General features: G+C 54.4%; 21 protein-coding genes and 4 tRNA genes. 15 read left to right on the top strand and 10 right to left on the bottom strand.

Translation table 11 applies throughout. The annotated features are described in order from the left end of the window. The first annotated feature begins 10 nt into the window (after window positions 1-10). Together dppD and dppF are read left to right on the top strand one after the other, a co-directional pair. On the top strand, window positions 11-994 hold the full coding sequence (gene dppD / locus KGP24_RS01220; protein ID WP_008502772.1) for a dipeptide ABC transporter ATP-binding protein: 984 nt from the start codon (window positions 11-13) through the stop codon (window positions 992-994). Then, the gene (gene dppF, locus KGP24_RS01225) at window positions 991-2,004 is read left to right on the top strand and encodes a dipeptide ABC transporter ATP-binding subunit DppF (protein WP_032644494.1); all 1,014 of its coding nucleotides are present in this window, start codon (window positions 991-993) and stop codon (window positions 2,002-2,004) included. Before dppD ends, dppF begins: the two co-directional genes overlap by 4 nt. Window positions 2,005-2,048: 44 nt before the next feature. Here the strand turns inward: dppF and coaA are convergent, their stop codons facing one another. Beyond that, a complete protein-coding gene (gene coaA, locus KGP24_RS01230) occupies window positions 2,049-2,999 on the bottom strand; it encodes a type I pantothenate kinase (protein ID WP_021242480.1) in 951 nt (316 codons plus the stop codon). A 317-nt stretch (window positions 3,000-3,316) separates the two neighbouring features. Here coaA and KGP24_RS01235 point away from each other — a divergent pair. The 13 genes from KGP24_RS01235 to rpoC all read left to right on the top strand — a co-directional run bounded on the left by KGP24_RS01235 (window position 3,317) and on the right by rpoC (window position 17,382). Next, window positions 3,317-3,392: transfer RNA gene (locus tag KGP24_RS01235), tRNA-Thr, on the top strand. An 8-nt stretch (window positions 3,393-3,400) separates the two neighbouring features. Continuing rightward, window positions 3,401-3,485: transfer RNA gene (locus tag KGP24_RS01240), tRNA-Tyr, on the top strand. 117 nt (window positions 3,486-3,602) lie between these two features. Continuing rightward, window positions 3,603-3,677: transfer RNA gene (locus KGP24_RS01245), tRNA-Gly, on the top strand. Window positions 3,678-3,683: 6 nt separating this feature from the next. Next, window positions 3,684-3,759 (top strand) — tRNA-Thr (locus KGP24_RS01250). Window positions 3,760-3,877: 118 nt separating this feature from the next. Next, on the top strand, window positions 3,878-5,062 hold the full coding sequence (gene tuf / locus KGP24_RS01255) for an elongation factor Tu (protein WP_014068448.1): 1,185 nt from the start codon (window positions 3,878-3,880) through the stop codon (window positions 5,060-5,062). Between the two features lie 228 nt (window positions 5,063-5,290). Continuing rightward, window positions 5,291-5,674 (top strand): preprotein translocase subunit SecE, encoded by a 384-nt coding sequence (gene secE / locus KGP24_RS01260; protein WP_014068449.1) that lies wholly within the window; start codon window positions 5,291-5,293, stop codon window positions 5,672-5,674. A gap of 1 nt (window position 5,675) precedes the next feature. Beyond that, a complete protein-coding gene (gene nusG, locus KGP24_RS01265; protein ID WP_002438628.1) occupies window positions 5,676-6,221 on the top strand; it encodes a transcription termination/antitermination protein NusG in 546 nt (181 codons plus the stop codon). A gap of 155 nt (window positions 6,222-6,376) precedes the next feature. Continuing rightward, window positions 6,377-6,805 carry a 50S ribosomal protein L11 gene (rplK, locus tag KGP24_RS01270; protein ID WP_008503452.1) on the top strand — a complete coding sequence of 143 codons (429 nt, stop codon included), beginning with the start codon at window positions 6,377-6,379 and terminating at the stop codon, window positions 6,803-6,805. Window positions 6,806-6,808: 3 nt separating this feature from the next. Continuing rightward, window positions 6,809-7,513, top strand: coding sequence for a 50S ribosomal protein L1 (gene rplA / locus KGP24_RS01275; RefSeq protein ID WP_006810530.1), 705 nt, complete (start codon window positions 6,809-6,811; stop codon window positions 7,511-7,513). 291 nt (window positions 7,514-7,804) lie between these two features. Beyond that, window positions 7,805-8,302 carry a 50S ribosomal protein L10 gene (gene rplJ, locus KGP24_RS01280; protein ID WP_001207203.1) on the top strand — a complete coding sequence of 166 codons (498 nt, stop codon included), beginning with the start codon at window positions 7,805-7,807 and terminating at the stop codon, window positions 8,300-8,302. Window positions 8,303-8,368: 66 nt separating this feature from the next. Next, window positions 8,369-8,734, top strand: coding sequence for a 50S ribosomal protein L7/L12 (rplL, locus tag KGP24_RS01285; protein ID WP_006176746.1), 366 nt, complete (start codon window positions 8,369-8,371; stop codon window positions 8,732-8,734). A gap of 319 nt (window positions 8,735-9,053) precedes the next feature. Then, the gene (gene rpoB / locus KGP24_RS01290; protein ID WP_223562112.1) at window positions 9,054-13,082 is read left to right on the top strand and encodes a DNA-directed RNA polymerase subunit beta; all 4,029 of its coding nucleotides are present in this window, start codon (window positions 9,054-9,056) and stop codon (window positions 13,080-13,082) included. 76 nt (window positions 13,083-13,158) lie between these two features. Continuing rightward, window positions 13,159-17,382: a DNA-directed RNA polymerase subunit beta' gene (gene rpoC / locus KGP24_RS01295; RefSeq protein WP_223562113.1), complete on the top strand. Its 4,224-nt coding sequence runs from the start codon at window positions 13,159-13,161 to the stop codon at window positions 17,380-17,382. 94 nt (window positions 17,383-17,476) lie between these two features. Here the strand turns inward: rpoC and KGP24_RS01300 are convergent, their stop codons facing one another. From KGP24_RS01300 to thiC, 9 genes are all read right to left on the bottom strand, one after another. Next, complete coding sequence (locus tag KGP24_RS01300; protein ID WP_223562114.1) at window positions 17,477-17,794, bottom strand: PTS lactose/cellobiose transporter subunit IIA; 318 nt, start codon at window positions 17,792-17,794, stop codon at window positions 17,477-17,479. Next, on the bottom strand, window positions 17,794-18,102 hold the full coding sequence (locus tag KGP24_RS01305; RefSeq protein ID WP_023334100.1) for a PTS sugar transporter subunit IIB: 309 nt from the start codon (window positions 18,100-18,102) through the stop codon (window positions 17,794-17,796). Before KGP24_RS01305 ends, KGP24_RS01300 begins: the two co-directional genes overlap by 1 nt. Before the next feature lie 178 nt (window positions 18,103-18,280). After that, window positions 18,281-19,825 carry a sensor domain-containing diguanylate cyclase gene (locus KGP24_RS01310; RefSeq protein WP_223562115.1) on the bottom strand — a complete coding sequence of 515 codons (1,545 nt, stop codon included), beginning with the start codon at window positions 19,823-19,825 and terminating at the stop codon, window positions 18,281-18,283. 267 nt (window positions 19,826-20,092) lie between these two features. Continuing rightward, window positions 20,093-21,226, bottom strand: coding sequence for a 2-iminoacetate synthase ThiH (gene thiH / locus KGP24_RS01315; RefSeq protein ID WP_223562116.1), 1,134 nt, complete (start codon window positions 21,224-21,226; stop codon window positions 20,093-20,095). Next, window positions 21,223-21,993 (bottom strand): thiazole synthase, encoded by a 771-nt coding sequence (gene thiG, locus KGP24_RS01320; RefSeq protein ID WP_223562117.1) that lies wholly within the window; start codon window positions 21,991-21,993, stop codon window positions 21,223-21,225. Before thiG ends, thiH begins: the two co-directional genes overlap by 4 nt. 1 nt (window position 21,994) lies before the next feature. Next, entirely contained in the window at window positions 21,995-22,195 is a 201-nt protein-coding gene (thiS, locus tag KGP24_RS01325; RefSeq protein ID WP_223562118.1) for a sulfur carrier protein ThiS, read from the bottom strand. Then, a complete protein-coding gene (locus tag KGP24_RS01330) occupies window positions 22,179-22,934 on the bottom strand; it encodes a HesA/MoeB/ThiF family protein (RefSeq protein ID WP_223562119.1) in 756 nt (251 codons plus the stop codon). The genes thiS and KGP24_RS01330 overlap by 17 nt, the downstream gene beginning before the upstream one ends. Next, complete coding sequence (thiE, locus tag KGP24_RS01335) at window positions 22,927-23,562, bottom strand: thiamine phosphate synthase (protein ID WP_223562120.1); 636 nt, start codon at window positions 23,560-23,562, stop codon at window positions 22,927-22,929. Before thiE ends, KGP24_RS01330 begins: the two co-directional genes overlap by 8 nt. After that, window positions 23,562-25,457, bottom strand: a complete 1,896-nt coding sequence (gene thiC, locus KGP24_RS01340) for a phosphomethylpyrimidine synthase ThiC (RefSeq protein WP_223562121.1) — start codon at window positions 25,455-25,457, stop codon at window positions 23,562-23,564. Before thiC ends, thiE begins: the two co-directional genes overlap by 1 nt. Between the last annotated feature and the right edge of the window lie 16 nt (window positions 25,458-25,473).

Genomic DNA, 25,473 nt, shown 5'->3' on the forward strand with positions numbered 1-25,473 from the left:
GAGGCACGAGATGGCGTTATTAAATGTAGATAAATTATCGGTGCACTTCGGCGACGAAGGCACTCCGTTTCGCGCCGTGGACCGCATCAGCTACAGCGTAAATCAGGGCGAAGTGGTTGGCATTGTCGGGGAGTCCGGTTCCGGTAAGTCGGTGAGTTCACTGGCGATCATGGGGCTGATTGATTATCCGGGCCGCGTAATGGCGGAAAACCTGCAGTTTAACGGTCAGGACCTGAAGCGCATTTCTGAGAAACAGCGCCGCCAGCTGGTGGGTGCCGAAGTGGCGATGATTTTCCAGGACCCGATGACCAGCCTGAACCCGTGCTACACCGTCGGTTTCCAGATTATGGAAGCGATTAAGGTGCATCAGGGCGGGAATAAGAAAACCCGTCGTCAGCGCGCGATCGACCTGCTGAACCAGGTGGGTATTCCTGACCCGGCATCACGCCTGGACGTTTACCCGCACCAGCTCTCCGGTGGGATGAGCCAGCGCGTGATGATCGCCATGGCGATTGCCTGTCGACCAAAACTGCTGATTGCGGATGAACCGACGACGGCGCTGGATGTGACCATTCAGGCACAAATCATCGAACTGCTGCTGGAGCTGCAGCAGAAAGAGAATATGGCGCTGGTGCTGATTACGCACGATCTGGCGCTGGTGGCCGAAGCCGCGCATAAAATCATCGTGATGTATGCCGGCCAGGTGGTCGAGACCGGGAATTCACACGATATTTTCCGCGCGCCGCGTCACCCGTATACCCAGGCGCTTTTACGCGCGCTGCCGGAGTTTGCCCAGGACAAAGCGCGTCTGGCGTCGCTGCCGGGTGTGGTACCGGGTAAATATGACCGTCCGCAGGGCTGTCTGCTCAATCCGCGCTGCCCGTATGCGACGGACAAATGCCGGGCAGAAGAGCCAGAGCTGAACCAGCTTGCTGACGGTCGTCAGTCGAAATGCCACTACCCACTCGATGATGCCGGGAGGCCAACACTATGAGTACGCAACAGGCCACCACGCAACAACCGCTGTTGCAGGCCATCGATCTGAAAAAATACTACCCGGTGAAGAAGGGACTGTTTGCCCCTGAACGCCTTGTGAAAGCACTGGACGGCGTTTCCTTTAACCTCGAACGCGGTAAAACGCTGGCGGTGGTGGGGGAGTCAGGCTGCGGCAAATCCACGCTGGGCCGTCTGCTGACGATGATTGAAGTGCCGACCGGCGGTGAGCTCTATTATCAGGGGCAGGATCTGCTCAAGCACGATCCGCAGGCGCAGAAGCTGCGTCGCCAGAAAATCCAGATTGTGTTCCAGAACCCGTATGGTTCTTTGAACCCGCGTAAAAAAGTCGGGCAGATTCTGGAAGAGCCGCTGCTGATCAACAGTAATCTGAGCAAGGAGCAGCGCCGTGAAAAAGCGCTGGCGATGATGGCGAAGGTCGGCCTGAAAACCGAGCATTATGACCGCTATCCGCACATGTTCTCCGGCGGCCAGCGTCAGCGTATCGCTATCGCGCGCGGGCTGATGCTCGATCCGGACGTGGTGATTGCCGATGAGCCGGTCTCCGCGCTCGACGTATCCGTGCGTGCGCAGGTGCTGAACCTGATGATGGATCTCCAGCAGGAGCTGGGGCTGTCGTATGTGTTCATCTCCCACGACCTGTCGGTTGTCGAGCACATTGCTGATGAAGTGATGGTGATGTACCTGGGGCGCTGCGTGGAGAAGGGGACCAAAGACCAGATATTTAATAACCCTCGTCACCCGTATACCCAGGCGCTACTGTCTGCGACGCCGCGTCTGAACCCGGACGATCGTCGTGAGCGTATTAAGCTGACGGGTGAACTGCCAAGTCCGCTGAATCCACCTCCGGGATGTGCATTCAACGCCCGCTGCAGTCGCCGCTTTGGCCCGTGCACCCAGCTTCAGCCTCAGCTGAAGGATTATGGCGGTCAACTGGTAGCCTGCTTCGCGGTCGATCAGGATGAAAATGGCGAGAAGCCACATGCATAACGAAAAAAACCGGCGCTAGGCCGGTTTTTTTATGTCTGCGTTAGTTATTTTCGCAGGCGAATCTGGTCGACGGCGTGCTTCTCGCTCTTGGTGAGGATCAGGCTCGCGCGCTCGCGCGTCGGCAGGATGTTCTCTTTGAGGTTCACGTAGTTGATCTCGTTCCACAGCCCCGTGGCCACGTTGATCGCTTCTTCTTCAGAAAGCTGAGCATAGTGGTGGAAATAGGAATCCGGGTCAGTGAACGCCCCTTCGCGGAACTTCAGGAAACGATTGATGTACCAGTTTTGCAGCAGGTCTTCCGGCGCATCGACATAAATAGAGAAATCGACGAAATCCGAGACGAATACGTGATGCGGGTCGTGAGGATAGTCCATCCCGCTTTGCAGCACGTTCAGACCTTCCAGAATCAGGATGTCCGGCTGGACCACCGTTTTATCTCCACCCGGGATGCGATCGTAGATCAGGTGCGAATAGACTGGCGCAGTGACGTGCGGCACGCCGGATTTCAGGTCAGAGACAAATTTCACCAGACGGTGCATATCATAAGAAAGCGGGAAGCCCTTCTTCTTCATCAGTCCGCGTTCTTTTAACACCTCGTTCGGGTGCAGGAAGCCGTCGGTGGTGATCAGCTCCACGCTGCGGTGTTCCGGCCAGCGGCTCAGCAGCGCCTGCAGAACACGCGCGGTGGTACTTTTACCCACGGCCACGCTGCCTGCGATACTAATGATATAAGGAATGCGTTGACCGTTCGTCCCGAGAAACTGCTCCAGCACGGCCTGACGGCGCAGGTTCGAGCTGATATAGAAGTTAAGCAAGCGAGAGAGGGGGAGATAAATTTCTGCCACTTCTTCCAGGGACAGATCTTCGTTTATCCCTTTTAACCGTGCGATTTCACCTTCCGTCAGCGTCATAGGGACGGAATCACGCAGGGCAGCCCACTGGCTGCGGTTAAAGTGAAGATAAGGCGTCATTAACGTTTGCTCTTTTTTGCTCATAAGCATGCTTCAGGGAGCCAGCATCACACTGCCGGATCGTGGCTCATCACACAGTTAATTTTGGACAATGGGCAGGAGGTTAACACCAGATGACAGGAATAATAAGAAAAAAGATGGAAAGCGCTGCGTTACGCGGAAGCCGTCACGCTACGGTGAATACGGTGCAAATCACGCTGATATGTTGAATATTTGACCTCAAATGACTACTTTTACAGCGTCCGATACGCTGTTCGCATAAAATGTGAGCGAAAGAACGTTTTATGCAAATTTTTAGTTGCATGACCGCGCAGGTATCCATAGAATGCGCGCTACTTGATGCCGACTTAGCTCAGTAGGTAGAGCAACTGACTTGTAATCAGTAGGTCACCAGTTCGATTCCGGTAGTCGGCACCATCAAGTCCGGTGGGGTTCCCGAGCGGCCAAAGGGAGCAGACTGTAAATCTGCCGTCACAGACTTCGAAGGTTCGAATCCTTCCCCCACCACCACTTTCTGGCAGCGTAAATGCCGCCGGAGCTGGTTGGAAAAATTAGCCAGCTCAAACTGAAAAAGAGAGAAATCTCTTTTTTTGTTACAGAAAGAACTGGGTAGCCGAGTTTCAGGATGCGGGCATCGTATAATGGCTATTACCTCAGCCTTCCAAGCTGATGATGCGGGTTCGATTCCCGCTGCCCGCTCCAATACGTGCTGATATGGCTCAGTTGGTAGAGCGCACCCTTGGTAAGGGTGAGGTCCCCAGTTCGACTCTGGGTATCAGCACCACTTCACTTCTCCTTCCCGTTTCTCTCTGTTTCAATTTTACTGTATTCAACAATTCAGGCATTTCGCCTGGTTGATGTGGTGATATCACCGATTTATCCGTGTCTTAGAGGGACAATCGATGTCTAAAGAAAAGTTTGAACGTACAAAACCGCACGTTAACGTCGGTACTATCGGCCACGTTGACCATGGTAAAACAACGCTGACCGCTGCAATCACTACCGTTCTGGCAAAAACCTACGGTGGTTCTGCTCGCGCATTCGACCAGATCGATAACGCGCCAGAAGAAAAAGCACGTGGTATCACCATCAACACTTCCCACGTTGAATATGACACCCCGACTCGCCACTACGCACACGTAGACTGCCCAGGCCACGCCGACTATGTTAAAAACATGATCACCGGTGCTGCGCAGATGGACGGCGCGATCCTGGTTGTTGCTGCGACTGATGGCCCAATGCCTCAGACTCGTGAGCACATCCTGCTGGGTCGTCAGGTAGGCGTTCCTTTCATCATCGTGTTCCTGAACAAATGCGACATGGTTGATGACGAAGAGCTGCTGGAACTGGTAGAGATGGAAGTTCGTGAACTGCTGTCTCAGTACGATTTCCCAGGCGACGATACCCCAATCGTTCGTGGTTCTGCTCTGAAAGCGCTGGAAGGCGAAGCTGAGTGGGAAGCGAAAATCATCGAACTGGCTGGCTTCCTGGATTCTTACATCCCAGAACCAGAGCGTGCGATTGACAAGCCATTCCTGCTGCCAATCGAAGACGTATTCTCCATCTCCGGTCGTGGTACCGTTGTTACCGGTCGTGTAGAGCGCGGTATCATCAAAGTTGGCGAAGAAGTTGAAATCGTTGGTATCAAAGAGACTGCGAAGTCTACCTGTACTGGCGTTGAGATGTTCCGCAAACTGCTGGACGAAGGCCGTGCTGGTGAGAACGTTGGTGTTCTGCTGCGTGGTATCAAACGTGAAGAAATCGAACGTGGTCAGGTTCTGGCGAAGCCAGGCTCAATCAAGCCACACACCAAGTTCGAATCTGAAGTGTACATTCTGTCCAAAGACGAAGGCGGCCGTCATACTCCGTTCTTCAAAGGCTACCGTCCACAGTTCTACTTCCGTACAACTGACGTGACCGGTACCATCGAACTGCCAGAAGGCGTAGAGATGGTAATGCCAGGCGACAACATCAAGATGGTTGTGACTCTGATCCACCCAATCGCGATGGACGACGGTCTGCGTTTCGCAATCCGTGAAGGCGGCCGTACCGTTGGCGCGGGCGTGGTTGCTAAAGTTCTCGGCTAATCGCTGATAACATTTGACGCAATGCGCATGAAAAGGGCATCATTTGATGCCCTTTTTGCACGCTTTCACATCAGAACCTGGCTCATCAGTGATTATTTTTGTCATAATCATTGCTGAGACAGGCTCTGCAGAGAGCGTATAATCCATAAAGGGATTAGCGTTTCGATTTGGCTCGCCTCGCAATCGCGGGGTGAAATTATTTGTAGAATTCTTCTTACAGGTTGGTTTATGAGTGCGAATACCGAAGCTCAAGGGAGCGGGCGCGGCCTGGAAGCGATGAAGTGGGTCGCTGTTGCCGTGCTGCTGATTGTGGCAATCGTTGGCAACTATCTTTATCGTGACATGATGCTGCCGCTCCGCGCGCTGGCAGTGGTGATTCTGATTGCTGCAGCGGGCGGTGTCGCGCTGTTGACGACTAAGGGTAAAGCAACCGTTGCTTTCGCTCGCGAAGCACGTACCGAAGTCCGCAAGGTCATTTGGCCGACTCGCCAGGAAACATTGCACACCACGCTGATCGTGGCTGCAGTGACTGCGGTAATGTCACTGATCCTGTGGGGACTGGATGGTATTCTGGTTCGCCTGGTTTCCTTTATTACTGGCCTGAGGTTCTAAGATGTCTGAAGCCCCTAAAAAGCGTTGGTACGTCGTTCAGGCGTTTTCCGGTTTTGAAGGCCGCGTAGCAACGTCGCTGCGTGAGCATATCAAATTACATAATATGGAAGAGTTGTTTGGCGAAGTTATGGTCCCGACCGAAGAAGTGGTCGAGATCCGTGGCGGCCAGCGTCGCAAAAGCGAGCGCAAATTCTTCCCGGGTTACGTGCTGGTTCAGATGGTGATGAACGACGCGAGCTGGCACCTGGTGCGCAGCGTACCGCGCGTGATGGGCTTTATCGGCGGCACGTCTGACCGTCCGGCGCCAATCAGCGACAAAGAAGTTGATGCGATTATGAACCGCCTGCAGCAGGTGGGTGATAAGCCGCGTCCGAAAACGCTGTTTGAACCGGGTGAGATGGTTCGTGTTAGCGACGGTCCGTTTGCTGACTTTAATGGCGTCGTTGAAGAAGTGGACTACGAGAAGTCCCGCCTGAAAGTTTCTGTTTCTATCTTCGGTCGTGCGACCCCGGTAGAACTGGACTTTGCACAGGTCGAAAAAGCCTAAGCAGCGATCAAAAAAGCGGCGATTTAATCGTTGCACAGGGCGCGAGATTGGAATACAATTTCGCGCCTTTTGTTTTTATGGGCCTGGCCCGTAAAACGAATTTTATTCACGGGGAGCCTCCCTGAGGCGCTATCACCCAATCAGAGGATTTTAGAATGGCTAAGAAAGTACAAGCCTACGTCAAGCTGCAGGTTGCAGCTGGTATGGCGAACCCAAGTCCACCAGTTGGTCCAGCTCTGGGTCAGCAGGGTGTGAACATCATGGAATTCTGTAAAGCGTTCAACGCAAAAACTGAATCCCTGGAAAAAGGTCTGCCAATCCCAGTCGTAATCACTGTTTACGCTGACCGTTCTTTCACTTTCGTTACCAAAACCCCTCCAGCAGCAGTTCTGCTGAAGAAAGCGGCTGGTATCAAGTCTGGTTCCGGTAAACCGAACAAAGACAAAGTGGGTAAAATTTCCCGCGCTCAGCTGCAGGAAATCGCGCAGACCAAAGCTGCCGACATGACTGGTGCCGACATTGAAGCGATGACTCGCTCAATCGAAGGTACTGCACGTTCCATGGGCCTGGTAGTGGAGGACTAAGAAATGGCTAAACTGACCAAGCGCATGTCCGTGATCCGTGACAAAGTTGATGCGACCAAACAGTACGACATCAACGAAGCTATCGCTCTGCTGAAAGAACTGGCAACGGCTAAGTTCGTAGAAAGCGTTGACGTTGCCGTTAACCTGGGCATCGACGCGCGTAAATCCGATCAGAACGTTCGTGGCGCAACTGTACTGCCACACGGTACTGGCCGTTCCGTTCGTGTAGCTGTATTTGCTCAGGGTGCAAACGCTGAAGCTGCTAAAGCTGCTGGCGCTGAACTGGTAGGTATGGAAGATCTGGCTGATCAGATCAAGAAAGGCGAAATGAACTTTGACGTTGTTATTGCTTCTCCAGATGCAATGCGCGTTGTTGGCCAGCTGGGCCAGGTTCTGGGTCCACGCGGCCTGATGCCAAACCCGAAAGTAGGTACTGTAACCCCTAACGTTGCTGAAGCGGTTAAGAACGCTAAAGCAGGTCAGGTTCGTTATCGTAACGACAAAAACGGCATCATCCACACCACCATCGGTAAAGTGGACTTTGACGCTGACAAACTGAAAGAAAACCTGGAAGCTCTGCTGGTTGCGCTGAAAAAAGCTAAACCAACTCAGGCGAAAGGCGTGTACATCAAGAAAGTTAGCATCTCCACCACCATGGGTGCAGGTGTTGCAGTTGACCAGGCTGGCCTGAGCGCTGCTGCAAACTAATGCCTTTACGTGGGCGGTGATTTTGTCTACAATCTTACCCCCACGTTTGCTAACGAAAGTTGGCGACTAAAAGATTTGTTCGTTGGAGCCTGGCCTAATCTAGGCCTCCGTCGAAGACCGCAGGTGTTTCGCAAGAGACTTAATCCCCTGCGTAGACGGTGACAGAACGCTAAGATTATTTTTGGATACTCTGGCTTGTTTCTGCTCACCGTATTAAGACGCTCTTTCCGTTGGGGAGAGTGAAGTGAGTTCCGGAACATGAGTTCCGGCAAACATCCAGGAGCAAAGCTAATGGCTTTAAATCTTCAAGACAAACAAGCGATTGTTGCTGAAGTCAGCGAAGTAGCCAAAGGCGCGCTGTCTGCAGTAGTTGCGGATTCCCGTGGCGTTACTGTAGACAAAATGACTGAACTGCGTAAAGCAGGTCGTGAAGCTGGCGTATACATGCGTGTTGTTCGTAACACCCTGCTGCGTCGCGTAGTTGAAGGTACTCAGTTCGAGTGCCTGAAAGACACGTTTGTTGGTCCGACCCTGATTGCATACTCTATGGAACACCCGGGCGCTGCTGCTCGTCTGTTCAAAGAGTTCGCGAAAGCGAATGCAAAATTTGAGGTCAAAGCTGCAGCCTTTGAAGGTGAGTTGATCCCGGCATCGCAAATCGATCGCCTGGCAACCCTGCCGACCTACGAAGAAGCAATTGCACGCCTGATGGCAACCATGAAAGAAGCTTCGGCTGGCAAACTGGTTCGCACTCTGGCTGCTGTTCGCGATGCGAAAGAAGCTGCTTAATCGCAGTTATCTTTATAAAGCATTCGCTTACGTATAAACTTATTCTGATTTTCAGGAACAATTTAAATGTCTATCACTAAAGATCAAATCATTGAAGCAGTTGCCGCTATGTCCGTAATGGACGTTGTAGAACTGATTTCTGCAATGGAAGAAAAATTCGGTGTTTCTGCTGCTGCTGCTGTAGCTGTAGCTGCGGGCCCGGCTGAAGCTGCTGAAGAAAAAACTGAATTCGACGTAATTCTGAAAGCTGCTGGCGCTAACAAAGTTGCTGTTATCAAAGCAGTACGTGGCGCAACTGGCCTGGGTCTGAAAGAAGCTAAAGACCTGGTAGAATCTGCACCAGCTGCGCTGAAAGAAGGCGTGAGCAAAGATGACGCAGAAGCACTGAAAAAATCTCTGGAAGAAGCTGGCGCTGAAGTTGAAGTTAAATAAGCCAACTTTTCTGGTTGCAGCCTGAGTAATTAGGCTGATGGCTGGTGACTTTTTAGTCACCAGCCTTTTTGCGCTGTAAGGCATCAGTAGCATTTCACACTGTTTGACTGCTGGTTGTCCTGACAATGCATGTTTCTATCGACGACTTAATATATTGCGACAGGGTGCTCGCTCTGTGTAAATCGCGACGAAATGATTTAAGCGTGATAGCAACAGGTATTGCGGAAAGTATTCAATTTTCCGGTCCACAAAATGGTGTTGCACAAACTGTCCCTTCGTCGGACAGATGGGTCGACTTGTCAGCGAGCTGAGGAACCCTATGGTTTACTCCTATACCGAGAAAAAACGTATTCGTAAGGATTTTGGTAAACGTCCACAAGTTCTGGACATTCCATATCTCCTTTCTATCCAGCTTGACTCGTTCCAGAAGTTTATCGAGCAAGATCCTGAAGGGCAGTACGGTCTGGAAGCAGCCTTCCGCTCCGTGTTCCCGATTCAGAGCTACAGCGGTAACTCCGAGCTGCAGTACGTCAGCTACCGCCTTGGCGAACCGGTGTTTGACGTTCAGGAATGTCAGATCCGTGGCGTGACCTATTCCGCACCGCTGCGCGTAAAACTGCGTCTGGTGATCTACGAGCGCGAAGCGCCGGAAGGCACCGTAAAAGACATTAAAGAACAAGAAGTCTACATGGGTGAAATTCCACTCATGACGGACAACGGTACTTTCGTAATTAACGGTACTGAGCGTGTTATCGTTTCCCAGCTGCATCGTAGCCCGGGCGTCTTCTTCGACAGCGATAAAGGTAAAACACACTCTTCCGGTAAAGTACTGTATAACGCACGCATCATTCCTTACCGTGGTTCATGGCTGGACTTCGAGTTCGATCCGAAAGACAACCTGTTTGTCCGTATCGACCGTCGTCGTAAGTTACCTGCAACCATCATTCTGCGTGCGCTGCAATACACCACTGAACAGATCCTGGACCTGTTCTTTGAGAAAGTGATCTTCGAAATCCGCGACAACAAGCTGCAGATGGAGCTGGTGCCGGAACGTCTGCGTGGTGAGACCGCGTCGTTCGACATCGAAGCCGACGGCAAAGTGTATGTGGAAAAAGGTCGCCGTATCACCGCGCGCCACATCCGCCAGCTGGAAAAAGATGATATCAAACTCATCGAAGTTCCGGTTGAGTACATTGCAGGAAAAGTAGCCGCGAAAGATTACGTTGATGAATCAACTGGCGAGCTGATCTGCCCAGCTAACATGGAGCTGAGCCTGGATCTGCTGGCTAAGCTGAGCCAGTCTGGCCATAAACGTATCGAAACGCTGTTCACCAACGATCTGGACCACGGCGCCTATATCTCTGAGACTATTCGCGTCGACCCAACCACCGATCGTCTGAGCGCGCTGGTAGAAATCTACCGCATGATGCGTCCTGGTGAGCCACCAACTCGCGAAGCGGCGGAAAGCCTGTTCGAGAACCTGTTCTTCTCCGAAGACCGCTACGATCTGTCCGCGGTTGGTCGTATGAAGTTCAACCGTTCTCTGCTGCGCGACGAAATCGAAGGTTCCGGTATCCTGAGCAAAGACGACATCATCGAAGTGATGAAGAAGCTCATTGATATCCGTAACGGTAAAGGCGAAGTGGACGATATCGACCACCTCGGCAACCGTCGTATCCGTTCCGTAGGCGAAATGGCGGAAAACCAGTTCCGCGTTGGCCTGGTTCGTGTAGAGCGTGCGGTTAAAGAGCGTCTGTCTCTGGGCGATCTGGATACCCTGATGCCTCAGGATATGATCAACGCCAAGCCGATTTCCGCAGCAGTGAAAGAGTTCTTCGGTTCCAGCCAGCTGTCTCAGTTCATGGACCAGAACAACCCGCTGTCTGAGATTACGCACAAACGTCGTATCTCTGCACTCGGCCCAGGCGGTCTGACCCGTGAACGTGCAGGCTTTGAAGTTCGAGACGTACACCCGACGCACTACGGTCGCGTATGTCCAATCGAAACGCCTGAAGGTCCAAACATCGGTCTGATCAACTCCCTGTCCGTGTACGCACAGACTAACGAATACGGTTTCCTCGAGACCCCGTACCGTAAAGTGACTGACGGTGTTGTAACCGACGAAATTCACTACCTGTCTGCTATCGAAGAAGGCAACTACGTTATCGCTCAGGCGAACTCCAACCTGGATGACGAAGGCCACTTTGTAGAAGATTTGGTTACCTGCCGTAGCAAAGGCGAATCCAGCTTGTTCAGCCGCGATCAGGTTGACTACATGGACGTATCCACCCAGCAGGTGGTATCCGTCGGTGCGTCCCTGATCCCGTTCCTGGAACACGATGACGCCAACCGTGCATTGATGGGTGCGAACATGCAACGTCAGGCCGTTCCAACTCTGCGCGCTGATAAGCCGCTGGTTGGTACCGGTATGGAACGTGCTGTTGCCGTTGACTCCGGTGTTACTGCAGTTGCTAAACGTGGCGGTACTGTTCAGTACGTCGATGCATCCCGTATCGTTATCAAAGTTAACGAAGACGAGATGTATCCGGGCGAAGCTGGTATCGACATTTATAACCTGACCAAATACACCCGTTCTAACCAGAACACCTGTATCAACCAGATGCCTTGCGTATCTCTGGGTGAGCCAGTTGAGCGCGGCGACGTGCTGGCAGACGGTCCGTCCACCGACCTCGGTGAACTGGCGCTCGGTCAGAACATGCGCGTAGCGTTCATGCCGTGGAACGGTTACAACTTCGAAGACTCCATCCTCGTCTCCGAGCGTGTGGTTCAGGAAGATCGTTTCACCACCATCCACATTCAAGAACTGGCGTGTGTGTCCCGTGACACCAAGCTGGGGCCAGAGGAGATCACCGCTGACATCCCTAACGTGGGTGAAGCTGCGCTCTCAAAACTGGATGAATCCGGTATTGTTTACATCGGTGCGGAAGTGACCGGCGGCGACATTCTGGTGGGCAAGGTTACGCCGAAAGGTGAAACCCAGCTGACGCCAGAAGAGAAACTGCTGCGTGCAATCTTCGGTGAGAAAGCGTCTGACGTTAAAGACTCTTCTCTGCGCGTACCAAACGGTGTTTCCGGTACGGTTATCGACGTTCAGGTCTTCACCCGTGACGGCGTTGAGAAAGATAAACGTGCGCTGGAAATCGAAGAGATGCAGCTCAAACAGGCTAAGAAAGACCTGTCTGAAGAACTGCAGATCCTCGAAGCGGGTCTGTTCAGCCGTATTTATGCGGTGCTGGTTGCCGGTGGCGTTGAAGCTGAGAAGCTCGACAAACTGCCACGCGATCGCTGGCTGGAACTGGGCCTGACCGACGAAGATAAACAAAATCAGCTGGAACAGCTGGCTGAGCAGTATGACGAACTGAAACACGAGTTCGAGAAAAAACTCGAAGCGAAACGCCGTAAAATCACTCAGGGCGACGATCTGGCACCAGGCGTGCTGAAGATTGTTAAGGTGTATCTGGCCGTTAAACGTCAGATCCAGCCTGGTGATAAGATGGCAGGTCGTCACGGTAACAAGGGTGTTATCTCTAAGATCAACCCGATCGAAGATATGCCGCACGATGCTAACGGTACGCCGGTAGATATCGTACTGAACCCACTGGGTGTACCGTCTCGTATGAACATTGGTCAGATCCTGGAAACTCACCTGGGTATGGCTGCGAAAGGTATCGGCGATAAGATTAACGCCATGCTGAAACAGCAGCAGGAAGTCGCGAAACTGCGCGAATTCATCCAGCGTGCCTACGATCTGGGTACCGACGTGCGTCAGAAAGTCGACCTGAGCACCTTCAGCGATGAAGAAGTGCTGCGTCTGGCAGAGAACCTGCGCAAAGGTATGCCAATTGCAACGCCTGTATTCGACGGTGCAAAAGAAGCTGAAATTAAAGAGCTGCTGCAACTGGGTGGTCTGCCAACGTCTGGTCAGATTACGCTGTTTGACGGCCGTACCGGTGAACAGTTCGAGCGTCCGGTAACCGTAGGTTACATGTACATGCTGAAACTGAACCACCTGGTCGACGACAAGATGCACGCTCGTTCTACCGGTTCTTACAGCCTGGTTACTCAGCAGCCGCTGGGTGGTAAGGCACAGTTCGGTGGTCAGCGCTTCGGGGAGATGGAAGTGTGGGCGCTGGAAGCATACGGCGCGGCATACACCCTGCAGGAAATGCTCACCGTTAAGTCTGATGACGTGAACGGTCGTACCAAGATGTATAAAAACATCGTGGACGGCAACCATCAGATGGAACCGGGCATGCCAGAATCCTTCAACGTACTGTTGAAAGAGATTCGTTCGCTGGGTATCAACATCGAACTGGAAGACGAGTAATTCTCGCTCAAACAGGTCACTGGTGCCGGGTTAACCCCCGGCACCAGATTGTGCTAACTCCGACGGGAGCAAATCCGTGAAAGATTTATTAAAGTTTCTGAAAGCGCAGACTAAAACCGAAGAGTTTGATGCGATCAAAATTGCTCTGGCTTCGCCAGACATGATCCGTTCATGGTCTTTCGGTGAAGTTAAAAAGCCGGAAACCATCAACTACCGTACGTTCAAACCTGAGCGTGACGGCCTTTTCTGTGCGCGTATTTTCGGGCCAGTAAAAGATTACGAGTGCCTGTGCGGTAAGTACAAGCGCCTGAAACACCGTGGTGTGATCTGTGAGAAGTGCGGCGTTGAAGTGACCCAGACCAAAGTGCGTCGTGAGCGCATGGGCCACATCGAGCTGGCGTCTCCGACCGCTCATATCTGGTTCCTGAAATCTCTGCCGTCCCGTATCGGTCTGCTGCTGGATATGCCGCTGCGCGATATCGAACGTGTTCTGTACTTCGAATCTTATGTGGTTATCGAAGGCGGGATGACGAACCTGGAACGTCATCAGATCCTGACTGAAGAGCAGTATCTGGATGCGCTGGAAGAGTTCGGTGACGAATTCGACGCGAAGATGGGTGCGGAAGCTATTCAGGCTCTGCTGAAGAGTATGGATCTGGAGCAAGAGTGCGAGCAGCTGCGTGAAGAGCTGAACGAAACCAACTCCGAAACCAAACGTAAAAAGCTGACCAAGCGTATCAAACTGCTGGAAGCGTTCGTTCAGTCTGGTAACAAACCAGAGTGGATGATCCTGACCGTTCTGCCGGTTCTGCCGCCAGATCTGCGTCCACTGGTTCCGCTGGATGGTGGTCGTTTCGCAACGTCCGATCTGAACGATCTGTATCGTCGCGTTATCAACCGTAACAACCGTCTGAAACGTCTGCTGGATCTGGCTGCGCCGGACATCATCGTACGCAACGAAAAACGTATGCTGCAGGAAGCGGTAGATGCCCTGCTGGATAACGGTCGTCGCGGTCGTGCGATCACCGGTTCTAACAAACGTCCTCTGAAATCTTTGGCCGACATGATCAAAGGTAAACAGGGTCGTTTCCGTCAGAACCTGCTCGGCAAGCGTGTTGACTACTCCGGTCGTTCTGTAATCACCGTAGGTCCATACCTGCGTCTGCATCAGTGCGGTCTGCCGAAGAAAATGGCACTGGAGCTGTTCAAACCGTTCATCTACGGCAAGCTGGAACTGCGTGGCCTGGCCACCACGATCAAAGCCGCTAAGAAAATGGTTGAGCGTGAAGAAGCTGTCGTTTGGGATATCCTGGACGAAGTTATCCGCGAACACCCGGTACTGCTGAACCGTGCACCAACCCTGCACCGTTTGGGTATCCAGGCATTTGAGCCAGTCCTGATCGAAGGTAAAGCTATCCAGCTGCACCCGCTGGTTTGTGCGGCATATAACGCCGACTTCGATGGTGACCAGATGGCTGTTCACGTACCGCTGACGCTGGAAGCCCAGCTCGAAGCGCGTGCGCTGATGATGTCTACCAACAACATCCTGTCCCCAGCGAACGGTGAACCTATCATCGTTCCTTCTCAGGACGTTGTACTGGGTCTGTACTACATGACCCGTGACTGTGTTAACGCCAAAGGCGAAGGCATGGTGCTGACTGGCCCGAAAGAAGCTGAGCGTATTTATCGCGCTGGCCTGGCCTCTCTGCATGCGCGCGTTAAAGTGCGTATCACTGAATACGAAAAAGATGAAAACGGCGAATTCGTTGCGAAAACCAGCCTGAAAGACACGACCGTTGGCCGTGCCATTCTGTGGATGATCGTACCGAAAGGTCTGCCTTTCTCCATCGTCAACCAGGCGCTGGGCAAGAAAGCGATCTCCAAAATGCTGAACACCTGTTACCGCATTCTGGGTCTGAAGCCGACCGTTATCTTCGCTGACCAGACAATGTATACCGGCTTTGCTTATGCAGCGCGTTCAGGTGCATCTGTTGGTATCGATGACATGGTTATCCCAGAGAAGAAACACGAGATCATCTCTGAAGCGGAAGCCGAAGTTGCTGAGATCCAGGAGCAGTTCCAGTCTGGTCTGGTTACCGCGGGCGAACGCTATAACAAAGTTATCGATATCTGGGCAGCGGCGAACGATCGTGTATCCAAAGCGATGATGGATAACCTGCAGACCGAAACCGTAATTAACCGTGACGGCGTAGAAGAGCAGCAGGTTTCCTTCAACAGCATCTACATGATGGCCGACTCCGGTGCGCGTGGTTCTGCAGCACAGATTCGTCAGCTGGCAGGTATGCGTGGTCTGATGGCGAAGCCAGATGGTTCCATCATCGAAACGCCAATCACCGCGAACTTCCGTGAAGGTCTGAACGTACTCCAGTACTTCATCTCCACGCACGGTGCTCGTAAAGGTCTGGCGGATACCGCACTGAAAACAGCGAACTCCGGTTATCTGACGCGTCGTCTGGTTGACGTTGCGCAGGATCTGGTTGTGACCGAAGACGATTGTGGGACCCTCGAAGGTATCACCATGACCCCGGTTATTGAGGGTGGTGATGTTAAAGAGCCACTGCGCGATCGCGTTCTGGGTCGTGTGACCGCGGAAGACATTCTGAAGCCGGGTACTGCAGACATTCTGGTTCCACGTAACACGCTGCTGCACGAGCACTGGTGTGATCTGCTGGAAGCGAACTCTGTTGACTCTGTGAAAGTGCGTTCCGTTGTATCCTGTGACACCGACTTTGGTGTATGTGCGCACTGCTATGGTCGTGACCTGGCGCGTGGCCACCTCATCAACAAAGGTGAAGCAATCGGCGTTATCGCGGCACAGTCCATCGGTGAACCGGGTACACAGCTGACGATGCGTACGTTCCACATCGGTGGTGCGGCATCTCGTGCGGCTGCTGAATCCAGCATCCAGGTGAAAAACAAAGGTAGCATCAAGCTCAGCAACGCGAAGTCTGTTGTTAACTCCGCAGGCAAGCTGGTTGTGACCTCTCGTAACACCGAGCTGAAGCTGATCGACGAATTCGGTCGTACCAAAGAGAGCTATAAAGTGCCTTACGGTGCGGTTATGGCGAAGGGTGATGGCGAGCAGGTTGCCGGCGGTGAAACCGTTGCAAACTGGGATCCACACACCATGCCGGTTATCACCGAAGTAAGTGGTTTCATCCGCTTCACTGACATGATCGACGGCCAGACCATTACTCGTCAGACCGACGAACTGACCGGTCTGTCTTCTCTGGTGGTTCTGGATTCTGCTGAACGTACTACCGGTGGTAAAGATCTGCGTCCTGCACTGAAAATCGTTGATGCTCAGGGTAACGACGTTCTGATCCCTGGTACCGACATGCCTGCGCAGTACTTCCTGCCGGGTAAAGCGATCGTTCAGCTGGAAGATGGCATTCAGATCGGTGCGGGTGATGCTCTGGCGCGTATTCCACAGGAATCCAGCGGTACCAAGGACATCACCGGTGGTCTGCCACGCGTTGCGGACCTGTTCGAAGCACGTCGTCCGAAAGAGCCTGCAATCCTGGCTGAAATCAGCGGCATCATCTCCTTCGGTAAAGAGACCAAAGGGAAACGCCGTCTGGTTATCACTCCAGTAGATGGCAGCGAACCGTACGAAGAGATGATTCCGAAATGGCGTCAGCTCAACGTGTTCGAAGGTGAACGTGTAGAACGTGGTGACGTGGTTTCCGATGGTCCAGAAGCTCCGCACGACATTCTGCGTCTTCGTGGCGTACACGCGGTAACGCGTTACATCACCAACGAAGTGCAGGACGTTTACCGTCTGCAGGGCGTTAAGATTAACGATAAGCACATCGAAGTTATCGTTCGTCAGATGCTGCGTAAAGCAACCATCGAAAACGCAGGCAGCTCTGAGTTCCTGGAAGGCGAGCAGGTTGAATACTCACGCGTCAAGATCGCTAACCGCGATCTGGAAGCGAACGGCAAAATCGGTGCGACCTTCTCGCGCGATCTGCTGGGTATCACCAAAGCGTCTCTGGCAACCGAGTCCTTCATCTCTGCAGCATCGTTCCAGGAAACAACTCGTGTCCTGACCGAAGCAGCTGTTGCAGGTAAACGTGATGAACTGCGCGGTCTGAAAGAGAACGTTATCGTGGGTCGTCTGATCCCGGCCGGTACCGGTTATGCGTACCATCAGGATCGTATGCGTCGTCGTGCTGCGGGTGAACTGCCAGCTGCACCGCAGGTGACTGCTGAAGATGCATCCGCGAGCCTGGCAGAACTGCTGAACGCAGGTCTGGGCGGTTCCGACAACGAGTAGTCGTTGATGCCATAAGTAAAAAACCCGCTTCGGCGGGTTTTTTTATGGTGTTTTGCAGGCCCGGTAAGCGTGTTGCGCCGCCGGGCTTTTTTTATCAGTTTGCCAGCGGCAGCCGACGATAAAGCTCAATCATATCGCCCGCAAGATCCTGAATGACCATCGCGTTCATCAGGTGATCCTGAGAATGGACGGTGATCAGATTAACCGGAAGCTTCCCGGTCCCTTCGTCAAGACCGATAAGCTGAGTCTGTATCGTGTGTGCATGCTTCACATATTCGCGCGACTCTTCCATCGCTTTTTCTGCTTCGCCAAACTCACCTTTACGCGCCATCTGTAACGCCGTCAGGGCCGCACTGCGCGCCGCGCCTGCGTTGACCAGCAGTTCCATAATCGTGGTTTCTAAGTCTTCCATTATGACTCCAGAAGTTTGAGCGCTTTTTCCAGTACGGCATCGCCTTTCATCATGCCGTAATCCATCATGTCGATCACCGCGACCTTTTTACCCAGCGGCTCGGCCTGTGCCTGGAGTTTGGCCTGCTCGTATTTAACCTGTGGCCCCAGCAATACGATGTCGGCCGTCGCGATGTTGTCTTTAAACTCCGCAACCGGAACGGCTTTAATGGTGACTTCAACCCCTTTTTTCTGCGCGGCGTCTTTCATACGTTGAACCAGCATGCTGGTTGACATTCCCGCTGCACAGCATAAAACGATGTTCTTCATAATCAGCCTCGATCTACATGTGTTTATTGATAATTATCCCGTGCAGACCGCTTCAACAACCGGTTTACCGCGATTGTGTGTCAGGCATCACAAAGAAACCGGCGATTTTCTGAAACCGGTTACAATTTTCAGCGATGAAGCGATGCGCCCGCCAAAAGCGGGCAGCAGGAAAGGGGCGTTATGCGTGAGTGGTGGTCAGAAGAATGCGGTTCTTGCCCTGCTGTTTGGCTTTGTAGAGGGCTTCATCTACGCTGCCAACCAACTGTTCCAGCGGCTCGAAATGCCACTCTCCCAGCCCGGCGCTAAAGGTCACGCGCAGCCCCTCTTCCCGCCAGGTTCGCTCTGCCACCTGAAGGCGCCATGTTTCCAGTAGGGCGAAAGCCCCCTCAAGATGTTCTGCCGGGAAGATAACGGCAAACTCTTCACCGCCGTAGCGATAGACTGAAATATGCTGGGGCTGCATCACCTGGATCCCCTCCCGGGCGATGTTGCGCAGCACAATGTCGCCGCTCAGATGACCCCAGGTGTCGTTAATGGATTTGAAATTATCGATATCCACCAGTGCCAGCGCAAAGGGCTGATGCTCTTTCATCAGCGCCGCGATATCGCTGTCGAAGGCGCGACGATTCTTACAGCCGGTGAGGGCATCAACGGTTGCCTGGCGCGCATAATCCCGCTCGCGCTCTTTGTTCGTCAGAATGGCTTTACTCAGCATCGCCTCCAGGCGCGGTGCCTGATTCACTTCGCCCGTTTTTATGGCGTTGATGATGTTCATCAGCACCGTACGCGACGCGTGGCGCAGATAGAGGCCAAACAGAATAATCACGATGGCGGCCAGCGAAAATCCCCAGCTGACAATGTTGGTCTCATGACGCGTGATGTCCGTTAGCGTGGTATTGGATACGCGATAAATGACCAGCCAGTCCGGGTTAGTCAACGCGTAATAGTAATACCAGTAACCCGTTTTACGATCGAAGGTATGTCCCTCGCCGCTGGTCATCTGCGCCATCACATCTTTGCTGACATAGGGTTTAAACAGCGCACTCGTATCGGGATGGAGTACCACTTTGCCATCACGTTCCACCACGAAAAATTCGCCATGCACAGGCGCGACCATCTGACGCAAGGTGTAACCCATTGAGGCCAGATCGAGATGAAACGCTAGCGTCCCCTTGAGTCTGCCTTCCGGCGATATCACCGGCCTGTAAATCGTGATGGTGAGATGATGGGTAAAGTAATCTGTATACGGGCTGGTATAGCGGCTCAAAGTACTGGCCTGAGCTTGCCCGACAAACCACGGGCGAACGCGGGCATCAAACTTTTTGCTGCTGTCGTCGGCGATGACTTCGGGTGCCCGCAGATAGTTTCCCTGAGAGTCAGTCAGCGAAATGGCTGAGACGTTGGGCATCAAGTTCTGCAATTGCATCAGAACCTGTAATCCTCTTTTCGGATCGCCATTCACGGTGTTTTTAAGCTGGTCGTTCCGGGAGAAAAAGGTCACTGCACGACCAAGAATATAGTCGTTCTCACGCAGGGTGGATTCCGTATAGTTCACCGCCAGGTTATGGGTGAAATTACGGTTAATCTGATGATAGTCCTCTACAAAATCCTTTCTCTGCATTAGCGTGATAAATACGGCTATCAGAACAAAGCTGATCAAAATCCCTGCAAAACTCACCAGGATTGGCGTTGTAAAAGAGAGCTTTCTGCTGTGAACAGGCATGAGTTATCAGCGATCCTGAAGAGGTGTTAATCCAAAAGTATGCTGGTTAATTATACTTCGCAGAGTATGAGACGGGATGATTTATCTTAAAAACTCGTCAGAAAGCCTCTATTTGTAAAGGCAGGGCGAAACGAGGAAGAAGCTTTTCGCCCTGGTCAGCATCCGCTGCTGACCCTGACAGACTAAAAAAACGAGCGAAAGCCAGCCATCGCCCGATGATAACGCTCCGAGCCGCCTCGGGAACTTTTCGCACTGTTGCAGGCAGTATCAGCGAAACTGCGAGGCGCGCCCCAGCCAGCTGTCCCAGTCTTTCCACACCGGCTGTAATCCCTGGGTGCTAAGTGCCTGGGCCACTTCTTCAGGACGACGGCCATCGTGCGGCGCAAACTGCTCCAGCTCCGGATGATTGTCCGCATACCCGCCCGGCTGAGTTTTCGAAAAGGCGCTGACGTTATTGATGGCCAGCGGAATGACCCGATCGCGAAACTCGGGGGATTCTCTCGTCGACAATGACAGCTCCACTTCCGGTGCCAGCAGGCGAAACGCACAGATTACTTGCACCAGCTGGCGTTCGTCCATGATCGACGCCGGTTCGATACCGCCCGCGCAGGGGCGCAGCCGCGGGAATGAGATTGAGTAGCGGCTCTGCCAGTAGTGTTGCTGTAGCCACAGCAGATGCTCCGCCACCATAAAGCAATCCACGCGCCAGCTGTCTGACAGCCCAATCAGTGCGCCGAGACCGATTTTGTCGATCCCTGCCCGACCCAGCCGGTCCGGGGTTTCCAGGCGAAAGATGAAATCCTGCTTTTTCCCTTTCAGGTGGTGCCGGGCGTACATGGCTTCGTGATAGGTCTCCTGATAGACCATTACGCCGTCCAGCCCAAGAGTTTTCAGCTCTGCGTACTCGTCTTCGGATAACGGCTGCACTTCCATCTGCAACGACGCAAACTGACGACGAATGGCGGGAAGGTGCTGACGGAAATAGTCCATTCCCACTTTTCCCTGATGCTCCCCGGTGACCAACAGGAGATGCTCAAAACCCATCTCCCGGATGGCGGCGCATTCGCGGGCGATCTCGCTTTCGTCTAGGGTTTTGCGCTTGATGCGGTTGCTCATGGAAAAACCGCAGTAGGTGCAATCATTGGCGCAAAGGTTTGAGAGATAGAGCGGCACGTAGAAGCTCACCGTGTTGCCAAAACGCTGTCGCGTGAGCCGCTGCGCGCGTTGCGCCATTTGCTCCAGATACGCGCTGGCGGCAGGGGAGAGCAGCGCCATCATGTCCTCGCGGGTGACATGACGTGCGTTCAGAGCGCGCTCAACGTCTGCGGCGGTTTTACTGTTGATGTGCAGGTGGATATCTTCCCAGTTCAGCTCCCGCCAGCGGTCGGTGAAAGTGCTCATGAGTACGCCTCCAGAAAGCCCGTCAGCGGGCTGGTGGCATGCGCCTTGAAACTGCGCGAACCGGGACCGGATCCCCTTGCCAGCAGGCCAGCCTCTACGGCCATGCGGAACGCACGCGCCATCCTGACCGGGTCGTCGGCAACTGCGATGGCCGTGTTGACCAGTACCGCGTCGGCGCCCATCTCCAGCGCTTGCGCGGCATGGCTGGGCACGCCAATGCCTGCATCAACCACCACCGGCACGGTAGCCTGCTCAATAATGATTTCCAGCATCGCGCGGGTTTCCAGCCCCTGGTTGGAGCCAATGGGGGCACCCAGCGGCATGACGGCGGCGCAGCCGACCTCTTCCAGCCGTTTGCACAGAACAGGGTCGGCGCCGCAGTAAGGCAGGACGGTAAACCCTTGCTGCACCAGCTTTTCAGCTGCTTTCAGCGTTTCGATGGGGTCGGGCAGCAGCCAGCGCGCGTCCGGGTGGATTTCCAGTTTCAGCCAGCTCGTGCCCAGCGCTTCGCGTGCCAGCTGGGCGGCAAATACCGCCTCTTCTGCCGTTTTCGCGCCAGAGGTATTGGGCAGCAGCGTCACGCCTGCCGCCAGCAGCGGGGCCAGGATCGCATCGCTGTGATGGCGCAGATCCACGCGCTTGAGCGCCAGCGTCACCAGCTGGCTGCCGCTTGCGCGAATGGCATCCACCATCAGCTGCGGTGAGGCGAATTTTCCGGTTCCGGTAAACAGATGCGAATCAAAAACCTTATCGGCAATACGTAACATCTCAGCCCCCTGCGATAACCTGAAACAGCAGGATCTGGTCGCCGTCATTGACCTGCTGATGTTCCCACTGCTCGCGCGGCAGGATCTGTTGATTGAGCGCCAGCGCCGTTCCCGGCTTGAGCTGACGTAATTTATCGAGCAGTACGGCAACGGTAAGCCCGTCGTCGCAGCTCATAGGCTCATCGTTAAACAGAATGCGCATCGCGGCCTCCACATACCGGGCAGCCGCTGGCGCGGCGTAACGCCAGCTGGCGCCAGCCGCTGGAGCGGGCATCAAACAGACGCAGCGTATTGCGTTCTGTGTCCATGCCGCTGAGCAGCTTGATGGCTTCCAGCGCCTGCATGGTGCCCATCACCCCGACCACCGGACCAAGAATGCCCGCCGTACGGCAGTTGCGTGTCGGCTCGGCATTGTCCGGCCACAGGCAGCGATAGCAGCCCTGCGACCACGGCGGGGTCAGGACCATCATTTGCCCGCCGAACCCCACCGCGCTGGCGGTAATGAGCGGCGTATTATTTGCCACGCAGGCGGCGTTAATCGCCTGGCGCGTCGCCATGTTGTCCGTGCAGTCCAGCACTACGTCGGCAAGGGCGACTTCGCAGCGCAGGCTTTCACCGCTAAGCCGCTCCTGTAAGGCAATCAGCTCGATATCCGGGTTGAGCTGGTTCAGGCGCTGCCGGGTGATTTGCGCTTTCGGCTGGTTGATATCCTTGGTGGTAAAGAGGATTTGCCGCTGCAGGTTGCTGAGGTGGACCTCATCGTCGTCGGCCAGGACCAGCGTACCGATACCCGCCCCTGCCAGATAGAGCGCGGCGGGTGCGCCTAATCCCCCCAGGCCAACAATCAGCACCCGGCTGGTGAGCAGTTTTTGCTGCCCGTCGATGGCGATATCTTCCAGCAGGATCTGACGGCTGTAGCGCATAAAATCACGATCATTCATCGCCTGCTCCTGCCAGCTGTAACAGCTGTGCGGTTGCGGCCTGCCAGTCTGCGGCCTGGGTGATGGCGCTGACGACGGCGATGCTGCCGACGCCGGTCTCAAGCACCGCCGGGGCACGTTCAAGGCTGATTCCGCCGATGGCGACGGTGGGGTAATCGGCAAGGCGTTTAACGTGACTCGCCAGCTGCGTCAGTCCCTGCGGTGCGGAGGGCATCTGCTTAGTTTGCGTCGGGAAGACGTGACCCAGCGCGATGTAAGAGGGACGGGCCGCGAGGGCCACGTCGATCTCCATATCATCGTGCGTTGACACGCCCAGACGCAACCCGGCTTCGCGGATTGCGCTCAGGTCCGTTGTTTCCAGGTCCTCCTGACCCAGATGCACGCCATATGCCCGGTGCTTAACGGCCAGCCGCCAGTAGTCGTTGATAAACAGGCGGGCGTTATACCGACGCCCAAGCTCGATTGCGGCAACCACATCGGCTTCCACCTCGTCATCGGGTTTATTCTTGATGCGCAGCTGGAGGGTGCGAACGCCTGTCTCCAGCAGGCGCTCTATCCACGCTACGCTGTCCACCACCGGATAGAGTCCTAAACGGTAGGGGACGGGCGGGAAATCGGGCTGGTACATTACGCCTCCTCTTTTTTGAGATAGATTTCGCCGCCTTTGGCGCGGAAGGTTTCAGACATGTCAGCCATACCCACTTCAATGGTTTGCGCGGCGGCGTAGTCGCGCACCTCCTGGCTGATTTTCATCGAGCAGAATTTTGGCCCGCACATTGAGCAGAAGTGTGCGACTTTGCCTGATTCCTGCGGCAGGGTCTCATCGTGATAAGCGCGGGCGGTGAACGGGTCCAGCGCCAGGTTGAATTGGTCTTCCCAGCGGAATTCGAAGCGCGCCTTCGACATGGCGTTATCGCGGATTTGCGCCCCCGGGTGGCCTTTGGCCAGATCCGCCGCATGAGCGGCAATTTTGTAGGTGATCAGCCCCTGCTTCACGTCCTCTTTGTTTGGCAGGCCGAGATGCTCTTTCGGCGTCACGTAGCAGAGCATGGCGCAGCCGAACCAGCCAATCATCGCCGCACCAATCCCGGAGGTGAAGTGGTCATAGCCCGGAGCAATATCCGTGGTCAACGGACCCAGGGTATAGAACGGCGCTTCGTGGCAGTGCTCCAGCTCTTCGGTCATGTTGCGGCGGATCATTTGCATCGGCACGTGTCCCGGGCCTTCAATCATCACCTGCACGTCATACTCCCAGGCGATTTTGGTCAGTTCGCCCAGCGTGTGCAGCTCGGCAAACTGCGCTTCGTCGTTGGCGTCGCGGATGGAGCCCGGGCGCAGACCGTCACCCAGTGACAGGGATACGTCATAGGCGGCGCAGATTTCGCAGATCTCGCGAAAGTGTTCGTAGAGGAAGTTTTCCTGATGATGGGACAGGCACCACTTCGCCATAATGGAACCGCCGCGCGAGACGATGCCGGTCAGACGCTTCGCCGTCATCGGCACGTAGCGCAGCAGCACGCCCGCGTGAATAGTGAAGTAGTCCACGCCCTGCTCAGCCTGCTCCAGCAGCGTGTCGCGGAATGTTTCCCAGGTGAGGTCTTCGGCAATGCCGTTGACCTTCTCCAGCGCCTGATAAATCGGGACGGTGCCAATCGGTACCGGGCTGTTACGCAGGATCCATTCGCGGGTTTCATGGATATAACGGCCGGTGGAGAGATCCATTACCGTGTCCGCGCCCCAGCGCGTGGACCAGACCAGCTTTTCCACCTCTTCTTCGATGGAGGAGGTGACGGCAGAGTTACCAATGTTCGCGTTGACCTTCACCAGGAAGTTGCGGCCGATAATCATCGGCTCAGATTCCGGGTGGTTGATGTTGGCGGGGATAATTGCGCGCCCGGCGGCCACTTCGTCACGCACAAACTCCGGCGTGATGTTCTCCGGCAGGCGAGCGCCAAAGCCTTCACCCGGATGCTGGTAGCGCAGCACTTCGCTACGGATGCGCTCGCGACCCATGTTTTCGCGGATGGCGATGAACTCCATCTCCGGCGTGACGATGCCCTGGCGCGCGTAGTGCAGCTGGGTCACGCATTTGCCCGCTTTAGCGCGTTTTGGCGTCAGCAAGCCGGTAAAGCGCAGCTCGTCCAGACCGTCGTCGGCCAGGCGCTCTTTGGTGTACGCAGAGCTGCGCACGCTCAGTTCTTCGCAGTCGTTGCGCGCATTAATCCACGGCTGGCGCAGCTTAGCCAGACCCTGCTGGACGTTGATGGCAACAGCAGGATCGCCGTACGGGCCGGAGGTGTCATATACCGGCACGGCTTCGTTGTCTTCATACTGCGGGTTATCTTTGCTGCCGCCGATAAGCGTCGGGCTGAGCTGAATTTCGCGCATTGGGACGCGGATATCGGACTGCGAGCCGGAAATGTAGATGCGTTTCGAGTTCGGGAAAGCGCTGCCTTCCAGAGTGTCGATGAAGTGTTGGGCCTGTGCGCGCTGTTCGCGGCGGGTCAGTTTTGCAGTAGACATAGCTCATTCCAAAAGT

The organism is Enterobacter sp. JBIWA008 (assembly GCF_019968765.1).
Classification (GTDB): domain Bacteria; phylum Pseudomonadota; class Gammaproteobacteria; order Enterobacterales; family Enterobacteriaceae; genus Enterobacter.

Bases quoted from the DNA above. Each gene is read 5' to 3' on its own strand.
- dppD (WP_008502772.1), top strand. From the start codon at position 11: ATGGCGTTATTAAATGTAGATAAATTATCGGTGCACTTCGGCGACGAA.
- dppF (WP_032644494.1), top strand. From the start codon at position 991: ATGAGTACGCAACAGGCCACCACGCAACAACCGCTGTTGCAGGCCATC.
- coaA (WP_021242480.1), bottom strand. From the start codon at position 2,999: ATGAGCAAAAAAGAGCAAACGTTAATGACGCCTTATCTTCACTTTAAC.
- tuf (WP_014068448.1), top strand. From the start codon at position 3,878: ATGTCTAAAGAAAAGTTTGAACGTACAAAACCGCACGTTAACGTCGGT.
- secE (WP_014068449.1), top strand. From the start codon at position 5,291: ATGAGTGCGAATACCGAAGCTCAAGGGAGCGGGCGCGGCCTGGAAGCG.
- nusG (WP_002438628.1), top strand. From the start codon at position 5,676: ATGTCTGAAGCCCCTAAAAAGCGTTGGTACGTCGTTCAGGCGTTTTCC.
- rplK (WP_008503452.1), top strand. From the start codon at position 6,377: ATGGCTAAGAAAGTACAAGCCTACGTCAAGCTGCAGGTTGCAGCTGGT.
- rplA (WP_006810530.1), top strand. From the start codon at position 6,809: ATGGCTAAACTGACCAAGCGCATGTCCGTGATCCGTGACAAAGTTGAT.
- rplJ (WP_001207203.1), top strand. From the start codon at position 7,805: ATGGCTTTAAATCTTCAAGACAAACAAGCGATTGTTGCTGAAGTCAGC.
- rplL (WP_006176746.1), top strand. From the start codon at position 8,369: ATGTCTATCACTAAAGATCAAATCATTGAAGCAGTTGCCGCTATGTCC.
- rpoB (WP_223562112.1), top strand. From the start codon at position 9,054: ATGGTTTACTCCTATACCGAGAAAAAACGTATTCGTAAGGATTTTGGT.
- KGP24_RS01300 (WP_223562114.1), bottom strand. From the start codon at position 17,794: ATGGAAGACTTAGAAACCACGATTATGGAACTGCTGGTCAACGCAGGC.
- KGP24_RS01305 (WP_023334100.1), bottom strand. From the start codon at position 18,102: ATGAAGAACATCGTTTTATGCTGTGCAGCGGGAATGTCAACCAGCATG.
- KGP24_RS01310 (WP_223562115.1), bottom strand. From the start codon at position 19,825: ATGCCTGTTCACAGCAGAAAGCTCTCTTTTACAACGCCAATCCTGGTG.
- thiH (WP_223562116.1), bottom strand. From the start codon at position 21,226: ATGAGCACTTTCACCGACCGCTGGCGGGAGCTGAACTGGGAAGATATC.
- thiG (WP_223562117.1), bottom strand. From the start codon at position 21,993: ATGTTACGTATTGCCGATAAGGTTTTTGATTCGCATCTGTTTACCGGA.
- thiS (WP_223562118.1), bottom strand. From the start codon at position 22,195: ATGCGCATTCTGTTTAACGATGAGCCTATGAGCTGCGACGACGGGCTT.
- KGP24_RS01330 (WP_223562119.1), bottom strand. From the start codon at position 22,934: ATGAATGATCGTGATTTTATGCGCTACAGCCGTCAGATCCTGCTGGAA.
- thiE (WP_223562120.1), bottom strand. From the start codon at position 23,562: ATGTACCAGCCCGATTTCCCGCCCGTCCCCTACCGTTTAGGACTCTAT.
- thiC (WP_223562121.1), bottom strand. From the start codon at position 25,457: ATGTCTACTGCAAAACTGACCCGCCGCGAACAGCGCGCACAGGCCCAA.